At 67.8% G+C, this 17374-nt stretch carries 20 protein-coding genes and 1 pseudogene; 13 read left to right on the forward strand and 8 right to left on the reverse strand.

The features are described 5' to 3' along the window. A pseudogene (locus WKI94_RS03910) lies at positions 1-324 on the reverse strand (peptidase M4); the annotation flags it as partial. Continuing rightward, positions 321-524 carry a hypothetical protein gene (locus WKI94_RS03915; protein WP_337844470.1) on the reverse strand — a complete coding sequence of 68 codons (204 nt, stop codon included), beginning with the start codon at positions 522-524 and terminating at the stop codon, positions 321-323. The gene WKI94_RS03915 and the pseudogene WKI94_RS03910, both read right to left, overlap by 4 nt. A 102-nt stretch (positions 525-626) precedes the next feature. Here WKI94_RS03915 and WKI94_RS03920 point away from each other — a divergent pair, with 102 nt between their 5' ends. Then, complete coding sequence (locus WKI94_RS03920; RefSeq protein WP_337844471.1) at positions 627-1418, forward strand: sulfite exporter TauE/SafE family protein; 792 nt, start codon at positions 627-629, stop codon at positions 1416-1418. Next, complete coding sequence (locus WKI94_RS03925) at positions 1418-2038, forward strand: class I SAM-dependent methyltransferase (RefSeq protein WP_337844472.1); 621 nt, start codon at positions 1418-1420, stop codon at positions 2036-2038. Before WKI94_RS03920 ends, WKI94_RS03925 begins: the two co-directional genes overlap by 1 nt. 12 nt (positions 2039-2050) lie before the next feature. Here the strand turns inward: WKI94_RS03925 and WKI94_RS03930 are convergent, their stop codons facing one another. Genes WKI94_RS03930 through WKI94_RS03945 form a run of 4 tightly spaced genes read right to left on the reverse strand, consistent with a single transcriptional unit; the run spans position 2051 to position 4807 of the window. Then, entirely contained in the window at positions 2051-2803 is a 753-nt protein-coding gene (locus WKI94_RS03930; RefSeq protein ID WP_337844473.1) for an S-layer protein, read from the reverse strand. A 9-nt stretch (positions 2804-2812) separates the two neighbouring features. Next, a complete protein-coding gene (locus WKI94_RS03935; protein WP_337844474.1) occupies positions 2813-3934 on the reverse strand; it encodes an ATP-binding protein in 1122 nt (373 codons plus the stop codon). Further along, complete coding sequence (locus tag WKI94_RS03940) at positions 3918-4595, reverse strand: response regulator transcription factor (protein ID WP_337844475.1); 678 nt, start codon at positions 4593-4595, stop codon at positions 3918-3920. Before WKI94_RS03940 ends, WKI94_RS03935 begins: the two co-directional genes overlap by 17 nt. Then, on the reverse strand, positions 4592-4807 hold the full coding sequence (locus WKI94_RS03945; protein ID WP_337844476.1) for an SHOCT domain-containing protein: 216 nt from the start codon (positions 4805-4807) through the stop codon (positions 4592-4594). Before WKI94_RS03945 ends, WKI94_RS03940 begins: the two co-directional genes overlap by 4 nt. A gap of 138 nt (positions 4808-4945) precedes the next feature. Here WKI94_RS03945 and WKI94_RS03950 point away from each other — a divergent pair, with 138 nt between their 5' ends. Genes WKI94_RS03950 through WKI94_RS03970 form a run of 5 tightly spaced genes read left to right on the forward strand, consistent with a single transcriptional unit; the run spans position 4946 to position 9676 of the window. After that, complete coding sequence (locus tag WKI94_RS03950) at positions 4946-5143, forward strand: cation transporter (protein ID WP_337844477.1); 198 nt, start codon at positions 4946-4948, stop codon at positions 5141-5143. Next, a complete protein-coding gene (csoR, locus tag WKI94_RS03955) occupies positions 5140-5421 on the forward strand; it encodes a metal-sensitive transcriptional regulator CsoR (RefSeq protein ID WP_337844478.1) in 282 nt (93 codons plus the stop codon). Before WKI94_RS03950 ends, csoR begins: the two co-directional genes overlap by 4 nt. Positions 5422-5475: 54 nt before the next feature. Continuing rightward, positions 5476-7821 carry a heavy metal translocating P-type ATPase gene (locus WKI94_RS03960; RefSeq protein ID WP_337844479.1) on the forward strand — a complete coding sequence of 782 codons (2346 nt, stop codon included), beginning with the start codon at positions 5476-5478 and terminating at the stop codon, positions 7819-7821. A 26-nt stretch (positions 7822-7847) separates the two neighbouring features. Next, positions 7848-8990, forward strand: coding sequence for an ABC transporter permease (locus WKI94_RS03965; protein ID WP_337844480.1), 1143 nt, complete (start codon positions 7848-7850; stop codon positions 8988-8990). Next, complete coding sequence (locus WKI94_RS03970) at positions 8990-9676, forward strand: ABC transporter ATP-binding protein (RefSeq protein WP_337844481.1); 687 nt, start codon at positions 8990-8992, stop codon at positions 9674-9676. Before WKI94_RS03965 ends, WKI94_RS03970 begins: the two co-directional genes overlap by 1 nt. Here the strand turns inward: WKI94_RS03970 and WKI94_RS03975 are convergent. Next, positions 9655-11778: an alpha-amylase family glycosyl hydrolase gene (locus WKI94_RS03975; RefSeq protein WP_337844482.1), complete on the reverse strand. Its 2124-nt coding sequence runs from the start codon at positions 11776-11778 to the stop codon at positions 9655-9657. The genes WKI94_RS03970 and WKI94_RS03975 overlap by 22 nt on opposite strands. Positions 11779-11847: 69 nt before the next feature. On the opposite strand from WKI94_RS03975, the gene WKI94_RS03980 reads away from it, so the two are divergent. The 6 genes from WKI94_RS03980 (at position 11848) to WKI94_RS04005 (ending at position 17017) form a co-directional block, all read left to right on the forward strand. Then, a complete protein-coding gene (locus WKI94_RS03980) occupies positions 11848-13047 on the forward strand; it encodes an ABC transporter substrate-binding protein (RefSeq protein WP_337844483.1) in 1200 nt (399 codons plus the stop codon). Positions 13048-13052: 5 nt separating this feature from the next. Then, positions 13053-13814: a sugar phosphate isomerase/epimerase family protein gene (locus tag WKI94_RS03985; protein WP_337844507.1), complete on the forward strand. Its 762-nt coding sequence runs from the start codon at positions 13053-13055 to the stop codon at positions 13812-13814. Between the two features lie 82 nt (positions 13815-13896). After that, positions 13897-14622, forward strand: coding sequence for a c-type cytochrome (locus WKI94_RS03990; RefSeq protein ID WP_337844484.1), 726 nt, complete (start codon positions 13897-13899; stop codon positions 14620-14622). 4 nt (positions 14623-14626) lie between these two features. Further along, complete coding sequence (locus WKI94_RS03995) at positions 14627-15109, forward strand: cytochrome C (protein WP_337844485.1); 483 nt, start codon at positions 14627-14629, stop codon at positions 15107-15109. Positions 15110-15118: 9 nt separating this feature from the next. After that, positions 15119-15748, forward strand: coding sequence for a Rieske 2Fe-2S domain-containing protein (locus WKI94_RS04000; RefSeq protein WP_337844486.1), 630 nt, complete (start codon positions 15119-15121; stop codon positions 15746-15748). 9 nt (positions 15749-15757) lie between these two features. Continuing rightward, the gene (locus WKI94_RS04005) at positions 15758-17017 is read left to right on the forward strand and encodes a cytochrome bc complex cytochrome b subunit (RefSeq protein WP_337844487.1); all 1260 of its coding nucleotides are present in this window, start codon (positions 15758-15760) and stop codon (positions 17015-17017) included. Between the two features lie 54 nt (positions 17018-17071). Here the strand turns inward: WKI94_RS04005 and WKI94_RS04010 are convergent, their stop codons facing one another. After that, positions 17072-17374: a Rieske 2Fe-2S domain-containing protein gene (locus WKI94_RS04010; RefSeq protein ID WP_337844488.1), complete on the reverse strand. Its 303-nt coding sequence runs from the start codon at positions 17372-17374 to the stop codon at positions 17072-17074.

Here is a 17374-nt window from a genome sequence, read left to right on the forward strand (position 1 = left end):
AAAAAGCCCCTGCCCTTTTTGGTCCACCACCTGGGCGTAGTAGTTTTGGCTAAAGGCCATGAAGTCCTTCAGGCGCGCCCCGGGGGCCACCCTTTGGACGTAGGCCTCCATCCGGGCCCGGGCCACCTCCTCGGAGATGGGCCGGGCCTCGGGCGGGTAAACCGCCATCATGCCTAGGCCCCCCATCATGCCGCGGCCCATGCCCATCATCCCTGGACCTGGGGTGCCATAGCCCGGCCCGAACCCCCCCATCATGCCCTGGGTGAGGGCTAGACCCAAAAGGAGCAGGCCGAAAATCCCTAAAACCGCTTGGTAGCCTTTCATTCCCCACCTCCTAGCTCCCTCTTAAGGCGCTTAAAGGTTTCCTCGTCCAGTTCACCCTTGGCGTAGCGGAGCCTTAGCGTTTCCAGGGCTCCATCGGTTTCCCCCTTTTTGGGGAGGGTCAGGTAAACGAAGTAGAACAGAAGGCCAAGAACCAGGAGGGCGCCGAACCCTCCTAAGCCCATGCCCCACCAACCCATCATGCCCATGGCTCACCTCCACCCATACCCTAGCCCCGTACTGTTAAGCCCCGATAAAGGGGCGGGCTTTACCCAGCCTTTACGGGAAGCACCTATCCTGGACCCATGCGCGGGGTGGCCCTTCTCCTTGTCCTTTTGGGTGTTGGGGCAGTTTTGGCCTTGGAGGGAGAGGTTTCCCATGGGCTCTACCGGGGCATGAGCGCGCTTTATGGGGTCCTGGCCCCACCCCTGGACGCCCTGCGGCGGAGCCTGGACCTGCCCGGGGTTTCCGCCTTCCTCCTTGGGGTTTTGGCCGCCTTCGCGCCTTGTCAGGTAACCACGGGGGCCGGGGCCCTGGCCTATTTGGCCCGGGATGGGGGGCGCCCTTTCCCCGGGCTGATGGCCTTTCTCCTGGGCAAGGCCCTGGCCTACACCCTCCTTCTCGGGGTAGCCCTCTGGCTCTTGGGGGGGCCTCCCCAGGATCCGGGGGGCCTCTTCCGCCCTATCCGGCTGGCCCTGGGGCCTCTGATGGTCCTGGTGGGCCTGGGGCTTCTGGGGGTTTTGCGCCTACCCTGGGCCTGGCCCCTGCCCTCCCGGATGGAAGTCGGAAAGGGGCTCCTGGGCGCTTTGGCCTTGGGGGGGCTTTTCGGCCTGGCCTTCTGCCCCACCCTATTCTGGCTTTTCTTCGGCCTCCTCCTGCCCCTTGCCCTGGCGAGCCCCTGGGGCACCCTTTACCCGGCGTTGTTCGCCCTGGGGAGCGGGGTGCCCTTGGCCCTTTTCCTGGGGCTTGTGGGGCGGCTGGGCCGGGCGGGGGCCCTGAGGGCCCTAAAGCGAGCGGGAGGGTGGTCCACCCGCCTGGCGGGGTGGGTTTTGGTGGGAGTGGGGCTTTTGGACACCGCGGTCTACTGGGGGCTTTGATGCTGAGGAAGCGGCTTTTCGCCTGGACGTACCCTAGCCTTTCCGCCCGGCACGAGGCCTTGGTGGAAGAGCGGAAGCGGGCGCTTTTCCGGCGCGCCTTGGCCCTCAGGCCCAAGCGGGTTTTGGAGATCGGCCCGGGACCGGGCCCCAATCTGGCCTACTTGACGCCGGGGCTAGAGTATCTGGCCCTCGAGCCCAACCCCTTTTTCCACCCCGAGCTCCAGCGGAAGGCCGAGGCCCAGGGCCTCCGCCTCTCCCTCCTTTTGGGCCGGGCCGAGGCCATCCCCCTGCCCGCAGAAGGCGTAGACCTGGTGGTGGGAACCCTGGTCCTGTGCTCCGTGGAGGACCCCATTAAGGCGGTGGCGGAGGTCCACCGGGTGCTCCGCCCTGGGGGGGCTTTTCTCTTCCTGGAGCACGTGGCCGCCCCCTCAGGGCCCTACCGCCTCCTCCAGGAGGTGGCCACCCCCCTCTTCGCCTTCTTTGGGGACGGGTGCCACCCCAACCGGGAAACCCTGGCCCTCATCCGCGCCCGTTTTCCCCGGGTGGAGGTGGAGGCCTTTACCCTGCCCCTGCCCGTGGTGGCCCCCCACGTGGCGGGGTTGGCCTTCAAGGAGGGCTAGGGAAGGGGGTGCTTAGGGCAGGGTCCAGACCCGCCCCTTCTCGTCTATCCAGACCAGGCGGCTCGGGCTTTGGGGACGGGCGGCCAAGGCGAGGACCGTGCCCGCCCATAGCCGTTTCCACCCCACCGCCGTGCGCTGCCAAAGCCCCCCCTTACCCCCTAGGTAGAACCCTCCCGCCCCGGCCGCTAGAGCGTACACCTCGGCCTCGGGGGTGGTCACAGGCGAGAAGGACTTCCCCTCGTCTTGGCTTTGGTAGAGCCCCTTGCCCATGGGGGCCACGTAGAGGATATTGTCCACGAAGGCCATGGCGGCCATCCCCGCCTTGGGTAACCCTTTGGGGGCCACCAGGGTGAAGCGCTTACCCCCATCCCGGCTCAGGGCGTAGCCGTAGGTGGCCTCGAGGGCAAAGTGGAGGCCGGGCCGGACTGCGTACCCGTGTAGGTCCAGGGCCGGAAGCCCCTGAGGGCGAAGATTGCGCCAGCCCCGGCCCCCGTCGCGGCTTTCCGCCAGCACCCAGTGCCCAGCGGCGAGGAGGCGGTCCCCCTCCAGGGCGAGGCTCATGGCGTCAAACCCAGTCCTTCGTACGAGGTCTTGCCAGCTTCGGCCTCCGTCGGAAGACACCTGGATGCCGTCGTGGTGGCCGAAGAGGATTCGCCCATCAGGAAGCCATAGGAGGGCGTGGACATCCCGGGTGGCCACCTGGCCCACGAGGCTTTGCGCCAAGACCCATCCCCAAAAGAGCGTGGACAGGAAAAGCCCCTTCACGCTTCCAGGCTACCCGCCTTCTGTAAAGCCCCGATAAAGGGGCAGGGTGAAGGTGAAGCGGCTGCCCACCCCCACCCGGCTTTCGGCCCAGATCCGCCCCCCCATGGCCTCCACCAGCCCCTTGGCCACGGTGAGGCCCACCCCCGTGCCCCCGTCCTTCCGGCTCCTGGCCCGGTCCACCCGGTAAAAGCGCTGGAAGATGTGGGGCAGGTGCTCCTCGGGGATACCCACCCCCGTGTCCTTCACGAAGAAGGCCACCTGCCCCTCCAGGGGCCTAGCCCCCAGGGTGACCCGGCCCCCCTCCGGGGTGAAGCGGAGGGCGTTGTGGAGGAGGTTGGACAGGACCTGGAGGGCCCGTTCCCGGTCCGCCAGGATGGGGGGGAGGGGAGGGGAAGGGGCCAACTCCAGGGCTATCCCTTTGCCCTGAAAAGCGGGCAGGAAGCGCTGGTAGGCCTCCTCCAGGAGGGCCTCGGGGGCCAGGGCCTCGAGGCGGATCTCCACCCGCTGCGCCTCCACCCGGGAGACCAGGGCCAGGTCCTCCACCAGGCGCTTCAAGGCCCGCACCTCCCTTAGGATCCCCTCCGCGGCCCTTTCCGGGGCCAGCACCCCGTCCGAAAGCCCTTCCGCGTACCCTTGGAGGGCTGAGAGGGGGGTCCTGAGCTCATGGGCCACGGTGCCGATGAGCTCCGCCCGGGTCTTTTCCACCTTCTCCAGGGCCTCGGCCAGGCGGTTGAAGTGGAGGGCCAGCTCCCCTAGCTCATCCCTTTCCAGAAGGGGCAGGCGGAGGCGGTAGTTCCCCTCGGCCATGGCCCGGCTCCCGTGGGCGAGAAGCCGGGCGGTGCGGGCCAGGCGGAGGCTCGGCACCAGGGCCACCAGGGCCGCCCCCAGGGCGGAAAGGGGCAGGACGGTGAGGAGGGCGGAGGTCAGGGTGGCGCGGAGGCCAGCCTCGAGGTCCGCCCTCAGGGCTTCGGCCATGGCTCCACCCCCCATCATGGCCATGGCGTGGGCCATCCGCTCCACGTGCCCCCGGTAGAAGCTGGGGGCTAAGGCCTCGGCCAGTAGGAAGAGGAGGAATAGGGCAAGAAGCGCCACCAGGAAGTGGCTCAGGAAGAGCTTAAGGAAAAGGCGCATCCCCCTCCCGAAAGCGGTAGCCCACCCCCCGCACCGTTTCTATGAAACGGGGGTTTTCCGCGTCGTCCCCAAGCTTTTTCCTCAAGGCGGCGATGTGCACGTCCACCACCCGGTCCACCCCCGGGAAGTCCGGCCCCCAGATCTTCTCCAAAAGCCTTTCCCGGCTGAAGACTACCCCCGGGTGCTGGGCCAGGGTGAGGAGGAGGTCAAACTCCAGCCGGCTTAAGGGAAGGGGGTCCTCCCCCAAATGGGCCTCCCGCTTCATGGGCAAAAGGCGCAAGGGACCGTAGCGGAGCTCCTCCCTTAGCCCCGTCCGGCGCAGAAGGGCTTTCACCCGGGCCACCACCTCCCGGGGGCTAAAGGGCTTCACCACGTAGTCGTCCGCCCCCAGCTCCAGCCCCCGCACCCGGTCCTCCTCCTCCCCCCGGGCGGTGAGGAGGAGAAGGGGGAGTTCGGGCCGGGCCTGGCGGATGGCCTGGGCCACCTGGAAACCGTCCACCTTGGGGAGCATGAGGTCCAGGATCACCAGGTCCGCTTGGGGAAAGAGGGCCAGGGCCTCCGCCCCGTCCTCGTCTTTCAGGACCTGGAAACCCGCCCCTCTAAGATAGCCCTCCAGGACCTCGAGGATGGCCGGATCGTCGTCTACCACCAGCACCTTCACGAGAGGTCCCGCTTCATCCGTTCAAAGGTTTCCTGGTCAATCTCTCCCCTGGCGTAGCGCTCCCTTAGGAGCTTGAGGGCCCGGTCTTCCTCCTTGGGGCTTAGGGCCCGGAAGAGGAGGTAGAAGCCCAAAACCAGGAGAGCGATCCAAGAAATGCTCCACTGGAGCCCCCAGCCGCCATAGCCGCAGGGACCGTACCAGTAGCCCATCATGGTCCACCTCCTACTCTACTTTAGGCGTTTCCGGTAAAGCTACCGTAAAGGGGACTTCCGTCCTTGACGGGGAAAGGCCCTAGGGGTAGCATGGCCCCGTACCCCACCCCACCTGGGGTGGGGGTAGGAGGTGGATCCATGCTCAAGCTGAAGGTGGAAGGCATGACCTGCAACCACTGCGTGATGGCGGTGAAGAAGGCCCTCATGAAGGTGCCCGGCGTGGAGAAGGCCGAGGTTTCCCTGGAGAAGGGCGAGGCCCTGGTGGAAGGCCAGGCCGATCCTCAGGCCCTCATCCAGGCGGTGGAGGCCGAAGGGTACCGGGCCCAGCTGGCATGAAAGGCCACCTCCACCTGGACCCCAAGGTGCGGGAGGAGGCGAGGAGAAGGCTCCTTTCCGCCAAGGGCCACCTGGAGGGGGTCTTGCGCATGCTGGAGGATGAGGGCGTGTACTGCGTGGATGTCCTAAAGCAGCTCAAGGCCGTCCAGGGGGCCTTGGACCGGGTGGGGGAGATGGTCTTAAGGGCCCACCTAAAAGACCACGTGGCCACCGCCCACGAGCGGGGGGACGTAGAGGAGATCGTGGAGGAGCTTATGGAGGCGCTCAAGTACCGCTAAGGAGGTGAGGAAGCCATGGCTTCTCCCGTAGAGGTTCGCGTTGGGGTTAAGGGCATGACCTGCGCCGCCTGTGTGGCGCGGGTGGAGCGGGCCCTTAGGGCTGCGGAAGGGGTGGCGGAGGCCCGGGTGAACCTCACCACGGAGGAAGCCTTTCTGCGCCTCGCGGAAGGGGTGGACCTGAAGGAGGTCCTAAAGTGGGTGGAGGAGGCGGGCTACACCCCCGTAACCGCCCGGGCCGAGATCCCCGTGAAGGGCATGACCTGCGCCGCCTGCGTGGCGCGGGTGGAGCGGGCCATCCGCGCCCTGCCGGGGGTGCTTTCCGCCCAGGTGAACCTGGCCACGGAGAAGGCCTTCGTGGAGTACCTTCCGGACACCGTGAGCCTGGCCCGCATCCGCCAGGCCATCCGGGAGGCGGGCTACGAGCCCTTGGAAACGGAGGAGGCGGCCAGGAAGGAGGCCCCCACCTACCGCCGGGACCTTCTCCTGGCCTTGCCCTTTGCCTTCCTGCTCCTCGCCCTCACCATGGGGCCCGTGGCGCTTCCCCTACCCCACCCTTCTCCGTGGCTCCAGGCCCTTCTCGCCCTCCCCCCCCTCTACGCGGGGCGGCGCTTCTTCCGCCAGGCCCTCTCGGAGGTGCGCCACCGGGCGCTGGGCATGAGCACCCTGGTGGCTTTGGGGTCGGGAAGCGCCTACCTCTACTCCTTCCTGGTCCTCCTCGCCCCCGGCCTTTTCCCCGAGGAGGCCCGCCACCTGTACTTTGAGGCCGGGGCGGTGATCCTGGCCCTTATCCTTTTGGGCAAGCACCTGGAGGAGGGGGCTAAGGGCCGGGCCTCGGAGGCCATCCGCCGGCTTCTCTCCCTGGCCCCCAAACGGGCCCGGGTCCTCCAGGATGGGGAGGAGAAGGAGATTCCCGCGGAGGCCCTCATCCCCGGGGACCTGGTCCGGGTCCTGCCGGGGGAAAGGATCCCCGCGGACGGGGTGGTGGTGGAGGGCTTAAGCCACGTGGACGAGTCCATGCTCACCGGGGAGCCCGTCCCCAAGCCCAAGGGGCCAGGGGACGAGGTGGTGGGGGGTGCGGTGAACGGGGAGGGGGCCCTCCTGGTGCGGGTAAGCCGGGTGGGGGAGGCCACTTTCCTCGCCCAGATGGCCCGCATGGTAGAGGAGGCCCAGGGGCATAAGCCCAGGGTGCAGGAGGTGGCGGACCGCATCGCTGCGGTGTTCGTGCCCATCGTCCTCTTGGTGGCCCTCCTCACCTTTTTGGGCTGGCTCCTCCTTGGCCCTGGGCTTTCCCACGCCTTTGTGGCCACCCTCTCTGTCCTCCTCATCGCCTGTCCCTGCGCCATGGGCCTCGCTACCCCTGCGGCCATCGCCGTGGCCACGGGGCGGGCGGCCCAGCTCGGGGTGCTTTTCCGAAAGGGGACGGCCCTCGAGGCCTTAGCCCGGGCGGACACCGTGGTCCTGGACAAGACCGGGACCCTCACCCTGGGCCGGCCCATCCTCACCGAGGTCCTACCCTTCGGCCTGGAGAGGGCGGAGGCCCTTTGCCTCGCGGCCGCCTTGGAGCGGGGAAGCGAGCACCCCTTAGCCCGGGCCCTCCTGGAGGCCGCCCAGGGGCTTCCCCTCCCCCAGGCGGAGGGGGTCAGGGCCCTCCCCGGGGAAGGGGTGGAGGGGATGGTGGAGGGGCGGAGGCTATGGGTGGGGGGGCCGGCCCTTATGGAAAGGCTGGGGGTGCCCCTCCCTGAGGAGGCCCGCGCCCTTCCGGAAAGGGGCTTCACCCCGCTCTATCTGGCGGAGGAGGGGCGTCTACTGGCCGCCTTCGCCGTTTCCGATCCCCCTAAGCCGGAGGCCAAGGAGGCGGTGGCGGCCCTGAAGGCCTTGGGCCTCCGCCTCCTCCTCCTCACCGGGGACCACCCCGTCCCCGCCCAGCGGGTGGCGGAGGCCTTGGGGATTGGGGAGGTCTTGGCTGGGGTGCGCCCGGAGGGGAAGCTGGAGGCCATCCGCCTTCTCCAGGGGGAGGGGCGGAAGGTGGCCTTCGTGGGGGACGGGATCAACGACGCCGCCGCCCTGGCCCAGGCGGACGTGGGGGTGGCCCTGGCAAGCGGCACGGACATCGCCCTCGAGGCCGGGGATGTGGTCCTCCTCAGGGACCTTAGGGGCCTTCCCGCCGCGGTTCTTCTCGCCCGGAGGACCCTACGCACCATCTACCTGAACTTCTTCTGGGCCTACGCCTACAATGTCCTCCTCATTCCCGTGGCCGCGGGGGCCCTTTACCCCTTCTTCGGCCTCCTCTTGAACCCCATGCTGGCCGCCGCGGCCATGAGCCTCTCCAGCCTCTTCGTCCTCACCAACTCCTTGCGCCTAAAGGCCTTCCGCCCCCCCTTGGCCCAGGGCACAGTCTAGGGCACCCGTTGGGGTAGGCTTTCCCTGTGGACCTCCTCCACCTGGCCCTGAAAAACCTCCTCGCCCGCCCGGTGCGGAGCCTCCTCACCCTCCTTGGGGTCCTGGTGGCCACCGCCAGCATGGTCCTCTTCCTCTCCTTTGGGGAGGGCCTGAGGCGGGCCCTCTTCCAGGAGCTTGCCCGGGTGGGCCCTGCCCTCCAGGTCCTGCCCGAAGGGGTGGAGGGCTTCGCCTTCGGGGGCTACCCTGGGATCTCTCCCGCCCAGGCCGAGGCCCTTTCGGAGGCCGCCCGGGCCCTAGGGGCCAGGGGGGTCATCCCCAGCGCCTTCCTGGTGCGGGGTGGGTTTGACCCCAGCGCCAGCTTTCTCTTCCAGGGTCTGCCCGAGGGGGTGGGGCCGGAGGTCCTTTACCCTGGCCTTAAGGCGGCGGCGGGCCGCCTCGTCCCCTCGGCCCAAGGGGCGGTCCTTGGGGCCAAGGTGGCTGAGCGGCAGGGCCTTTCTCTCGGGGCCCCTTTGCGCCTTTCCCCGGAGGTCCAGCTCCGGGTGGAGGGGATCCTCGCCCCCTCGGGGGGGCTTGCGGACAACCTCATCTTTACCCCCCTAAAGCCCTTGCAGAAGGTCCTGGGCACGGAGAACGTGAGCGCCCTCTTCGTCCTCCTCCCCCCAGGGGTGGACGCGGATGGGGTAGCCCAGGCCCTGGAGGGACGGGTGGAGGACCTTAAGGTGGAGACCCAGGGGGAGGTGCTCCGCTTCGCGGAGCGGGCCTTAAGGATCAGCGACCTGGTGCGCTTCGGCATCAGCCTGGTGGCCCTCTTCGTGGGGGGGCTTCTGGTGGCCAACACGGTGATGATGTCCGTGTACGAGAGGATCCGCGAGTTCGGGGTCATGCGCGCCCTGGGGGCCAGGCGGGGTTTCATCTTCCGCCTGGTCCTCCTGGAGGCCCTCCTCCTGGCCCTTCTTGGGGGGCTTTGTGGGCTTCTCCTAGGGGCCTTGGGGTCCTGGGCCATCAACCTCTACACGGGGAAGGAGGTGGGCCTGGCCCTCTCCGCCGTGACCCCTAGGCTTGCCCTCTTCAGCCTGGGGGTGGCCCTCTCTTTAGGGCTCCTTTCGGGCCTCCTCCCTGCCCGGACGGCAAGCCGCCTTCCGGTGGTGGAGGCCTTGGGGAGGGCTTGATGCTGCGGGCGGAGGGGCTTACCAAGCGCTACCGGCAAGGGGAAAGGGAGGTGGTGGCCCTTCAGGGCTTTACCTACGCTTTTCCGGCAGGGGCCACGGCCATCGTGGGGCCCTCGGGCTCGGGGAAGACCACCCTTTTAAACCTCCTTGCGGGGTTTGACCTGCCCACGGAGGGTGGGGTGTACCTGGGGGAGACCGCCCTCCACCGGCTTTCCGAGGACGAACGGGCCCGGCTGCGGCTGGAGCATATGGGCTTCGTCTTCCAGCAGTGGAACCTCATCCCCACCCTTACCGCCTGGGAGAACGTGGCCTTCCCCCTACTCCTGGCAGGTTGGCCCCCGAAGAAGCGGCGGGCACGGGCCCTGGAGCTTTTGGAGGCCGTGGGCCTTTTGGAGCGGGCAGACCACCCCCCCTCGAGGCTCTCCGGCGGGGAGCAGCAGCGGGTGGCCCTGGCCCGGGCCCTGGTCCTGGAGCCTGAGATCCTCTTCGCCGACGAGCCCACGGGCAACCTGGACGCGGAATCCCGGGAAGAGGTGGCCCGCCTCCTCTTCCAGGCAGGGAGGAGTCGGACCCTCATCCTCGTCACCCACGACCTGGAGCTCGCCACCCGCGCGGAAAGGCGTCTTTACCTAAAGGGAGGGCGGCTTCTCCAGGTGGAGGAAGGTCAGGGAAGCCGCACCAGGTAGCGGAAGCCCAAGGGCTCCACCTCCACCTTCCCCCGGTAGGCCCGGCCCTCCAGGGGGTCCTGCCAGCGCCCCTCGGGCAGGGGCAGGGTAGCCCTTTCCTTGCCGCTATTGAAGGCGGCGAGCACCTCTTCCGCCCCTGGCTCCCCCCGGAGGAAGGCCAGGAGGAAGCCTTCCCCCAGGTAGCTCCGGTAAAGGGAAGAGCGCAGGGCAGGAAGCTCTGCCCTGAGCCGCCCCAGGGCCTGATAGAAGGCCAGGGTCTCCTGGTGGCACCGGTCCCACTGCAAGGGGTAACGGTGGAGGTCGTAGGGGGGTTCGGAGGGCTTTTCCCCCGTGAAGCCGCACTCGTCCCCCTGGAAGGTCACGGGTACGCCGGGGAGGGCGTAAAGGAGGGCGGCCAGGAGGCGCTGGCGGGCCCGGGCCTCGAGGCTGGGGGTGTCCCTAAGCCCTCCCCCCCCTAAGGCGGTGAGGATCCGCTCCGTGTCGTGGGAGCCTACTAGGTTGAAGCCCATACCCAAAGCCGCCTCGGGGTAGTCCGCGAAGAGGCGGGCCAGGTCGGCCGCGGCCCGGCTTGCAGGGTAGAGGGCGCTGCCCCGGGCGTAGCGCAGGAGGATGTCCCGCCCCAGGGCGTAGTTCATGAGGCTGTCAAACTCGTCTCCCTTAAGCCAGGAAGGGTCCTTCTGCCAGATCTCCCCCACCAGGTAGGCGTCCGGCCGGATGGCCTTGAGCGCCTTTCTGAGGTCCTTGAAGAAGCCGTGGGCGTCTATGAGGTCCCCGGGCACGTCCACCCGCACCCCGTCAAACCCGAAGCGCACCCAGTACTCGGCCACCTCCAGGAGGTAGCGCCGCACCCCGGGGTTTCCGGTGTTCAGCTTAGGGAGGCTCCCGAGACCCCACCAGCCCTCGTAGGCCCCGGGGTCGCCCGGGGTGAAGGGCCATTTTCGGATGAAGTACCAGTTCCAGTAGGGGGAGTTGGGGCCTCTCTGCACCACGTCCTGGAAGGCCCAGAAGCCCAGGCCGGTGTGGTTGGGCACGAAGTCAAAGAGCACCCGGATCCTCTGGCGGTGGGCCTCCTCCAGCACCCGTTTCAAAAGGGGCTTGTCCCCAAGCCTGGGGGCCACCTCCAGGTAGTCGTGGGTGTCGTACCCATGGACGGAGCCCGAGAGGAAGATGGGGTTCAGGTAAAGGAGGGTAACCCCCAAGGCCTTCATATAGGGGAGCCTTTCCAAAAGGCCCTGGAGGTCGCCCCCATAGTACTGGTGGCAGCAGTGGTAGAAGTGGGGCGGGTCCGTCCAGGAGGAGACGACGGGGGGTGGGCCCGACCAGAGGCGGTTGAAGTGGTACTCGTCTGAGAGGAGGGCCAGGGCATCGTTCTTGGGGTCCCCGTTTTGGAAGCGGTCAGGGAAGACCTGGTACCCGACGCCCTCCCCCACCCACTCCACCTCCCGGAAGGGGGTCTCGGGCGGGGTGAAGGGACCAAAGACCTGTGCCCCTTCCGCCGTTTCCACCCGAATCCGGTAGGCCCTCAAGGCCCCTTCCGCCTTAGCCCGCCAGACCTCCGCCCCTGGGTAGCGGAGCTGGAGGTGCATGGGGATCTCCCTTTCCCCAAAGAGGAGGGTGGCCTTCTGCACGCTCCTCTCCCCCGCTCGGAAGCGGACCACCAGCCCCCCGTCGGCAAAGGACACGTAAGCGGGGTCTTCCGGCTCGTGGGTGAAGTCCAGGGGAGCGGCCTCCCCTTCCTCCTTGGGGGGCGCGCCCACCACGAGGAGGGCGTTCCGGCCCCCGAAGCCGTCGTCCACGCAGTCCTGGGCCCGGTGGTCCACCTTGTACTCCGGGGGGCGGCCGAAGGTGGGATCGTAGCACATGTCCTTGGGCCAGGTGCCGTTGATGAAGAACTTGTAGGCGTACTCCCCTGGGCTTAGGTCCAGGGTCACGGCGAAGCCGCCCCCCACGGGGGCCATGGGGGTTTCCCCCCAGTTGTTGAAGCTCCCCCTGAGGCTTACGCTTCGGACCTCCAGGCCCTCCGGGGGCTCGTAGCGGAACTCCACCGGGATGGCCAGGGCCAGGCTGCTTAAGAGGCCGAAAAGCAGGAGAAGTGCACGCATATCCCCTCCGTGGAACCCCTTCCATTCTACCCGTGGGCCCTTCGCCGTCAACGTTGGTAGTATGGGGCCATGCCCAAGCGGTGGATCGCTTTGTTCCTTAGCCTTGTGCCGGCCTTAGCCCAGGTGGACATCCCCTTCTGGCACGCCATGGACGGCCCCGCGGGCCGGGCCATCCAAGCCTTTGCCCAGGAGTTCAACGCTACTCAGGGCCGCTACCGGATCCTGCCCCAGTACGTGGGGGATTACCGGGACGCGGAGACCAAGCTGGTGGCCGCCCTGCGCACGGGAGGGGCGCCCGTCCTTTTCCAGGCCGAACTCTCCTTCTTCCCCCGGCTGGTGGGGGAGGGGCGGGCCCTTCCCCTGGACCCCTACCTGGATCTGGACCGGGCCTTTCTGGAGGACCTCTTTGAGCCCGCCTGGGCCTACGGGGTGATGGAGGGCAGGCGCTACGGCCTCCCCTTCAACACCTCCACCCCGGTCCTCTTCTATAACCTGGATGTTTTCCAGGCAAAGGGGCTTAAGCCCCCAAAGGACTGGAAGGCGTTTGAGGCGGCGGCCCTGGCCCTCACCAGCCGCAACACCAAGGGCTTCATCTTCGTCACCGACCCCCAGGCCTGGCTCTTTGAGGCCATGGTGACCAGCCGAGGGGGGAGCCTGGTAAAGGAGGGCCGCCCCAACTTCACCGCCCCCGAGGCCCTCGAGGCCCTAAGAATGCTCAAGCGCCTCCAGGATAGGGGGGCCCTTTCCGCCCGCAGCATGGCCGAGTCCACCTTCGCCCAGCTGGATTTCGTGCGCACCAAGGGGATGATGGTCCTGGCCTCCATCGCCAACTGGCCCGCGGCGGAGAACTTCTCCTTTGCCTTCACCCTGGGGGTGGCCCCCGTGCCCCGGGAGCCCGGGGGGAAGGTGCCCATGGGCGGGGCCCAGCTGGTGGTCCTGAGAGGGGCCACGGAGGCCCAGGTCCAGGGGGCCATCGCCTTCTGGCGCTACCTCATGGAGCCTAGGAACGTGGCCCGCTGGGTCCAGGCCAGTTACTACGTCCCCGTGAGGAAGAGCGCCCTACCCCTCCTGGAGGGCTTTTACCGGGAAAACCCCTTCCGCAAGGTGGCCTTTGAGCAGATCGCCCACGCCCAAGAGCGGCCCCGCCTTCCCCAGTTCTCCACCTGGGCCTCCTTCCTGGCCGAGGCCCTGGAGAAGGCCCTAAAGGGGGGCATGCCCCCCGAGCGGGCCCTGGAGGAGGCCCAGCGCAAGGCGGAGGCCATCCGGTGAGCCCCATGCGCCTCGCCTTTAGCCCCTTCAACGCGGAGATGGGCTACGAGGAGGCCTTCCGCCTGGCAGCGGAGGAGGGGGTGGACCTGGAGGTGGCCTACGACCTCCACGAGGTCCTGCCCCTCCCCGAGGCCAAGGCCCTAAGGGCCACGGGGGAGGCTTTGGGGGTGGGCTTCACCCTGCACCTGCCCTTCCTCGAGCTCAACCCGGCAAGCCTCATCCCCAGCGTCCGCAAGCTCTCCGAGGAAAGGCTGAAGCGGGCCCTGGAGTTCGGGGAGGCCCTGGGGGCCAAGGTAGGGGTCCTGCACACGGGCCAGGTTCCCTTCCGCCACCCCATGGCCCTGGCCCTGGCCCAAGAGGCCCTGGAGAAGACCCTCTCCGCCCTCCTCCCCCTTCCATTCCCTGTGGCCCTGGAGAACCTGGCCCTCTCCCAGGAAGACCTTCTCCAAGGCCCCGAGGAGCTCAAGGCCCTTCTCCACCGCTTTCCCCAGTACGGCTTCTGCCTGGACGTGGGCCACGCCCTGGTGGAGCTTGGGCCCAGGGGGCCTTTCCGCTACCTCGAGGCCCTAGGGGACCGCCTCCTCCACCTCCACCTTCACGATAACCACGGCGCGCGGGACGATCACCTCCCCGTGGGGGCGGGCCGGGTGCCCTGGGAGGGCCTTAAGGGGCTCCTCTCGGGCTTTTCCGGCACCGCTGCCTTGGAGGTGGGGGGCGGGGCCGAGGGGGTGAGGTGGAGCCTTCTGCGCCTGCGGGGTCTTTGCTGAGGCGGGACATATGTCCTTGGCTTTGGGGGCGTATAGTGATGGAGTGGGGTTTTGTACCCCTCTTCACGAATAGGGAGGCGCGATGGTCGTAGACCGCATTGAAGTCTACCTAGACGAGGCAGGGGAGCCCTTGGCCGTCCTCAAGGAGCCTCCTTACCGGCTTCAACTGGACACCCGCAAGATCCCCGACGGTGAGCACCGGCTACGGGTGGTCACCCACTTCAGAGGGGGAGGGCTGGAGGTCCGGGAAATCCCCTTTACCGTGAACAACTACCCCGACGTCCTGGTCTTGGGCGTGGACGAGGGCGGGGAGGTTTCCGGTACGGTGGAGCTCCGCCTTTCCGTGGGCGAGCCCGACCTCCCCGTGGAGCCTGTGCGCTTCAATCCCCTCTGGTACGCGGTGGCCACGGTGGTGGTCTTAGGGGGGATCTGGAGCTACTTCGCCCTCTCCCCCGCCGCGGAGCGGATCGTGGCCGAGGTGGCCCCGCCTGCAAAGGAGGCCACCCATGAGGAAGGGACGGCCCAGCCCGCGGCAGGGGTGGACCCCGCGCTGATGGAGAAGGGCAAGGCCATTTTTGAGGCCAACTGCGCCGCCTGCCACCAGGCCACGGGCCAGGGGATGCCCCCCGCCTTCCCGGCCCTGGCGGGGAACCCCAACCTGAAGGACGCGGCCATGGTCCTGAACGTCATCAAGAACGGCCGGGGGGCCATGCCCGCGGTGGGCGCCAACTTCTCTGACGAGGAGCTCAAGGCGGTGGCCACCTACATCCGCAACAGCTGGGGCAACGGCTTCGGCCCCGTGGAGTGAGAGGATGTACCGGAACGATCCCATCCTCCCCACCTTTAGCCTCATCCTGGCCCTGGGCCTTTTCTACGCGGCCTACCTGGAGGGCCTGCACATCGCTAGGCTTTTGGGCCACACCCCCGAAGACCTCTCTGTGGGCCAGATCGGCCTCATGGCCTTCGGGGCGGTCCTCCTCCTTTACGGCCTCGTGGGCCTTGTCTCCTACTGGCTGGAGGGCCTGGAGCTCCGCCCGGGCCGCCACTTCCCTGCCTCCTCCACCGCCCCGGTGGCCGCGGGGGTGATCCTGGTCCTTGTCCTCGCCGCCCTTTCCGGCTTCTTTGTGCGCCTCATCGTCTACTCCGCCCAGACCGGGCACAACCCCACCTGGCTCCAGGGCCTGGTCTTCGGGGGCATGAGCCTGGTGGTGGCGGCCCTCCTCGGCATCTACCGGCGCTTCTTCGGTCGGGAAGAGGTCATCACCGAGGAGGAGAAGAGCGGATTCCCCTGGTAAAGGAGCACCATGGACGAGCGTGAGATTCGCCTGAGGACCTCGAGGCGCCGCCTTTTCCTCAAGGCGGCCATCGGCACCGGCATCGGGGTTTCCCTGGTCTCGGCCTTCTACGTGGGGGCAAGCCTAAGGCCCAAGGTGGTGGTCACCCCCGACAAGGAGCCCCTAAAGCCCGGGGACATCCTGGTCTTCGCCCAGGGGGGAGGCCAGGGCCAGCCCATACGGCCAGAGGACCTGAAGCCGGGGGATCCCTTCGTCCTGGCCTACCCCATGGACCCCAAGACCCAGGTGGTGAAGAGCGGGGAGGCCAAGAACACGGTTTTGGTGGCCCGCTACCGCCCGGAGGAGCTTTCCCCGGAAACCGCAGCCCACGCGGTGGATGGGATCGTGGCCTACTCCGCGGTCTGCACCCACCTGGGGTGCATCGTGAGCCAGTGGGTGGCCGACCGGGGGGCGGGCCTCTGCCCCTGCCACGGCGGGATGTACGACCTGAAGGCGGGCGCCCGCATCATCGCCGGCCCCCCGCCTAGGCCCGTCCCCCAGCTCCCCCTCAAGGTGGAAGGGGGGGTCTTGGTGGCTGCTGGGGAGTTCTTGGGCCCGGTGGGCGTGCAGGCTTCCGCTGGGAGCTGCCGCTTGGTGTAGGAGGAAGCCATGTACAAGTGGTTGGACGAACGCCTAGACCTCACGGGCCTTTACCACAAGGTCCTGCGCAAGGCCTTCCCCGTGCACCATAGCTTCTTCCTGGGGGAGATCACCCTCTTTGCCTTCATCGTGCTCGTCCTCACTGGGGTTTTCCTCACCCTGAACTACGAGCCCTCCATCCGGGAGGTGAAGCTCCCCGACGGGCGCACGGTGCCCGCGGCCTACGGGAGCGTGCTTCACATCGATAGCCTCCCCTTCGGGGCGGTGATCCGGAGCCTCCACCACTGGTCGGCCCACGTGATGATCGCCGCGGCCTTCCTCCACATGCTCCGTATCCTCCTCTCTGGGGCCTACAAGAAGCCTAGGGAACTCAACTACCTGGTGGGGCTTGGCCTCTTGGGGCTTTCCGTGGTCACCGCCTTCACCGGCTACGCCCTGCCTTACGACAACTACGCGGTGACCGCCACCCGCATCGGCTATGGCATCGCCGCTTCCATCCCCTGGGTAGGGTCAACCCTCGCCCAGATCATGTTTGGCGGGGAGTTCCCGGGCTCGGAGAAGGCCATCCCCAGGCTCTTTAGCCTACACGTCCTTTGGCTTCCCCTTGCCCTCATGGCCCTCATCGGCCTCCACCTGGTCATCATGATCAAGCAGAAACACACCCAGCCCCGCTACGCGGAGCGCGTAGCCCCGGGGAAGATCCTGGGCGTGCCCATGTACCCCCAGCAGATGTTCATAATGGGCATCCTCTTCGCCTTCTACGTGGGCATCATGACCATCATCGCGGGGGCTTTCCTGGCCCACCCCATTGAGGCCTTCGGGCCCCCCACCCCCAACACGCCTGCGGTGAAGCCCGACTGGTACTTCCTTTGGATCTACGGCATCCTGCAGATCATCCCCTCCAGCTGGGAGTTCCACCTCTTCGGGGCCACCATCGGGCCGGAGTTCATCGGGGGGGTGGTGGTTCCCGGCCTCTTGGGCCTGGTGGGCCTCCTCCTCCCCTTCGTGGACGTGCACAAGGACAAGATGCGCTACCTCGAGCTCCCCTCGGAGCACCCGGTGCGCACCAGCGTCATCCTGGCCCTTTTGGCCTTCTTCCTCATGAGCACCCTGGCGGGCTACAAGATAGACTTCCAGCAGCAGGGTTCCATCCTGGGGAACAACGCCGTGCTCTGGACCCTGGTCCTGGGCGGGCCCCTCCTCACCTTCTTCCTCTCCTACACCCTCATGCGCATCTTCTACGGCAAGAAAGAAGAAAAGGCCCTGTAGCGGCCCTTCCTTCTGGGGCCCCCGCCGAAGCGGACGCTTCGGCGGGGTGCACCTTTAGAGGTCCAGGTAGACCACGTCCCCCTCCAGCCGTGCGGGGAAGACCTTCACGGGCCGGGGGGCGGGCAGGGTGCCCCGCCCTGTCCTCAGGTCAAACCGCGCCCCGTGCCGGGGGCAGACGATGGCCCCATCCTCCACCTCCCCCTCGTGCAGGGGACCGTCGTCGTGGGTGCAGAGGTCTTCCAGGGCGAAGACCTCCTCCCCCGTGTAGAGGAGGAGGATGGGCCGCTTGTGCTCGGGCCGCCGCACCACTAGGCGGCCTTGTTGGAACTCGGAAAGCCGGGCCACAGGGGTCCACAT

The organism is Thermus sp. (genome assembly GCF_037444525.1).
Classification (GTDB): domain Bacteria; phylum Deinococcota; class Deinococci; order Deinococcales; family Thermaceae; genus Thermus.

Coding starts and splice junctions, on each gene's coding strand:
- WKI94_RS03915 (WP_337844470.1), bottom strand. CDS start 524: ATGATGGGTTGGTGGGGCATGGGCTTAGGAGGGTTCGGCGCCCTCCTG.
- WKI94_RS03920 (WP_337844471.1), top strand. CDS start 627: ATGCGCGGGGTGGCCCTTCTCCTTGTCCTTTTGGGTGTTGGGGCAGTT.
- WKI94_RS03925 (WP_337844472.1), top strand. CDS start 1,418: ATGCTGAGGAAGCGGCTTTTCGCCTGGACGTACCCTAGCCTTTCCGCC.
- WKI94_RS03935 (WP_337844474.1), bottom strand. CDS start 3,934: ATGCGCCTTTTCCTTAAGCTCTTCCTGAGCCACTTCCTGGTGGCGCTT.
- WKI94_RS03945 (WP_337844476.1), bottom strand. CDS start 4,807: ATGATGGGCTACTGGTACGGTCCCTGCGGCTATGGCGGCTGGGGGCTC.
- WKI94_RS03950 (WP_337844477.1), top strand. CDS start 4,946: ATGCTCAAGCTGAAGGTGGAAGGCATGACCTGCAACCACTGCGTGATG.
- csoR (WP_337844478.1), top strand. CDS start 5,140: ATGAAAGGCCACCTCCACCTGGACCCCAAGGTGCGGGAGGAGGCGAGG.
- WKI94_RS03960 (WP_337844479.1), top strand. CDS start 5,476: ATGACCTGCGCCGCCTGTGTGGCGCGGGTGGAGCGGGCCCTTAGGGCT.
- WKI94_RS03970 (WP_337844481.1), top strand. CDS start 8,990: ATGCTGCGGGCGGAGGGGCTTACCAAGCGCTACCGGCAAGGGGAAAGG.
- WKI94_RS03975 (WP_337844482.1), bottom strand. CDS start 11,778: ATGCGTGCACTTCTCCTGCTTTTCGGCCTCTTAAGCAGCCTGGCCCTG.
- WKI94_RS03980 (WP_337844483.1), top strand. CDS start 11,848: ATGCCCAAGCGGTGGATCGCTTTGTTCCTTAGCCTTGTGCCGGCCTTA.
- WKI94_RS03985 (WP_337844507.1), top strand. CDS start 13,053: ATGCGCCTCGCCTTTAGCCCCTTCAACGCGGAGATGGGCTACGAGGAG.
- WKI94_RS03990 (WP_337844484.1), top strand. CDS start 13,897: ATGGTCGTAGACCGCATTGAAGTCTACCTAGACGAGGCAGGGGAGCCC.
- WKI94_RS03995 (WP_337844485.1), top strand. CDS start 14,627: ATGTACCGGAACGATCCCATCCTCCCCACCTTTAGCCTCATCCTGGCC.
- WKI94_RS04000 (WP_337844486.1), top strand. CDS start 15,119: ATGGACGAGCGTGAGATTCGCCTGAGGACCTCGAGGCGCCGCCTTTTC.
- WKI94_RS04005 (WP_337844487.1), top strand. CDS start 15,758: ATGTACAAGTGGTTGGACGAACGCCTAGACCTCACGGGCCTTTACCAC.
- WKI94_RS04010 (WP_337844488.1), bottom strand. CDS start 17,374: ATGTGGACCCCTGTGGCCCGGCTTTCCGAGTTCCAACAAGGCCGCCTA.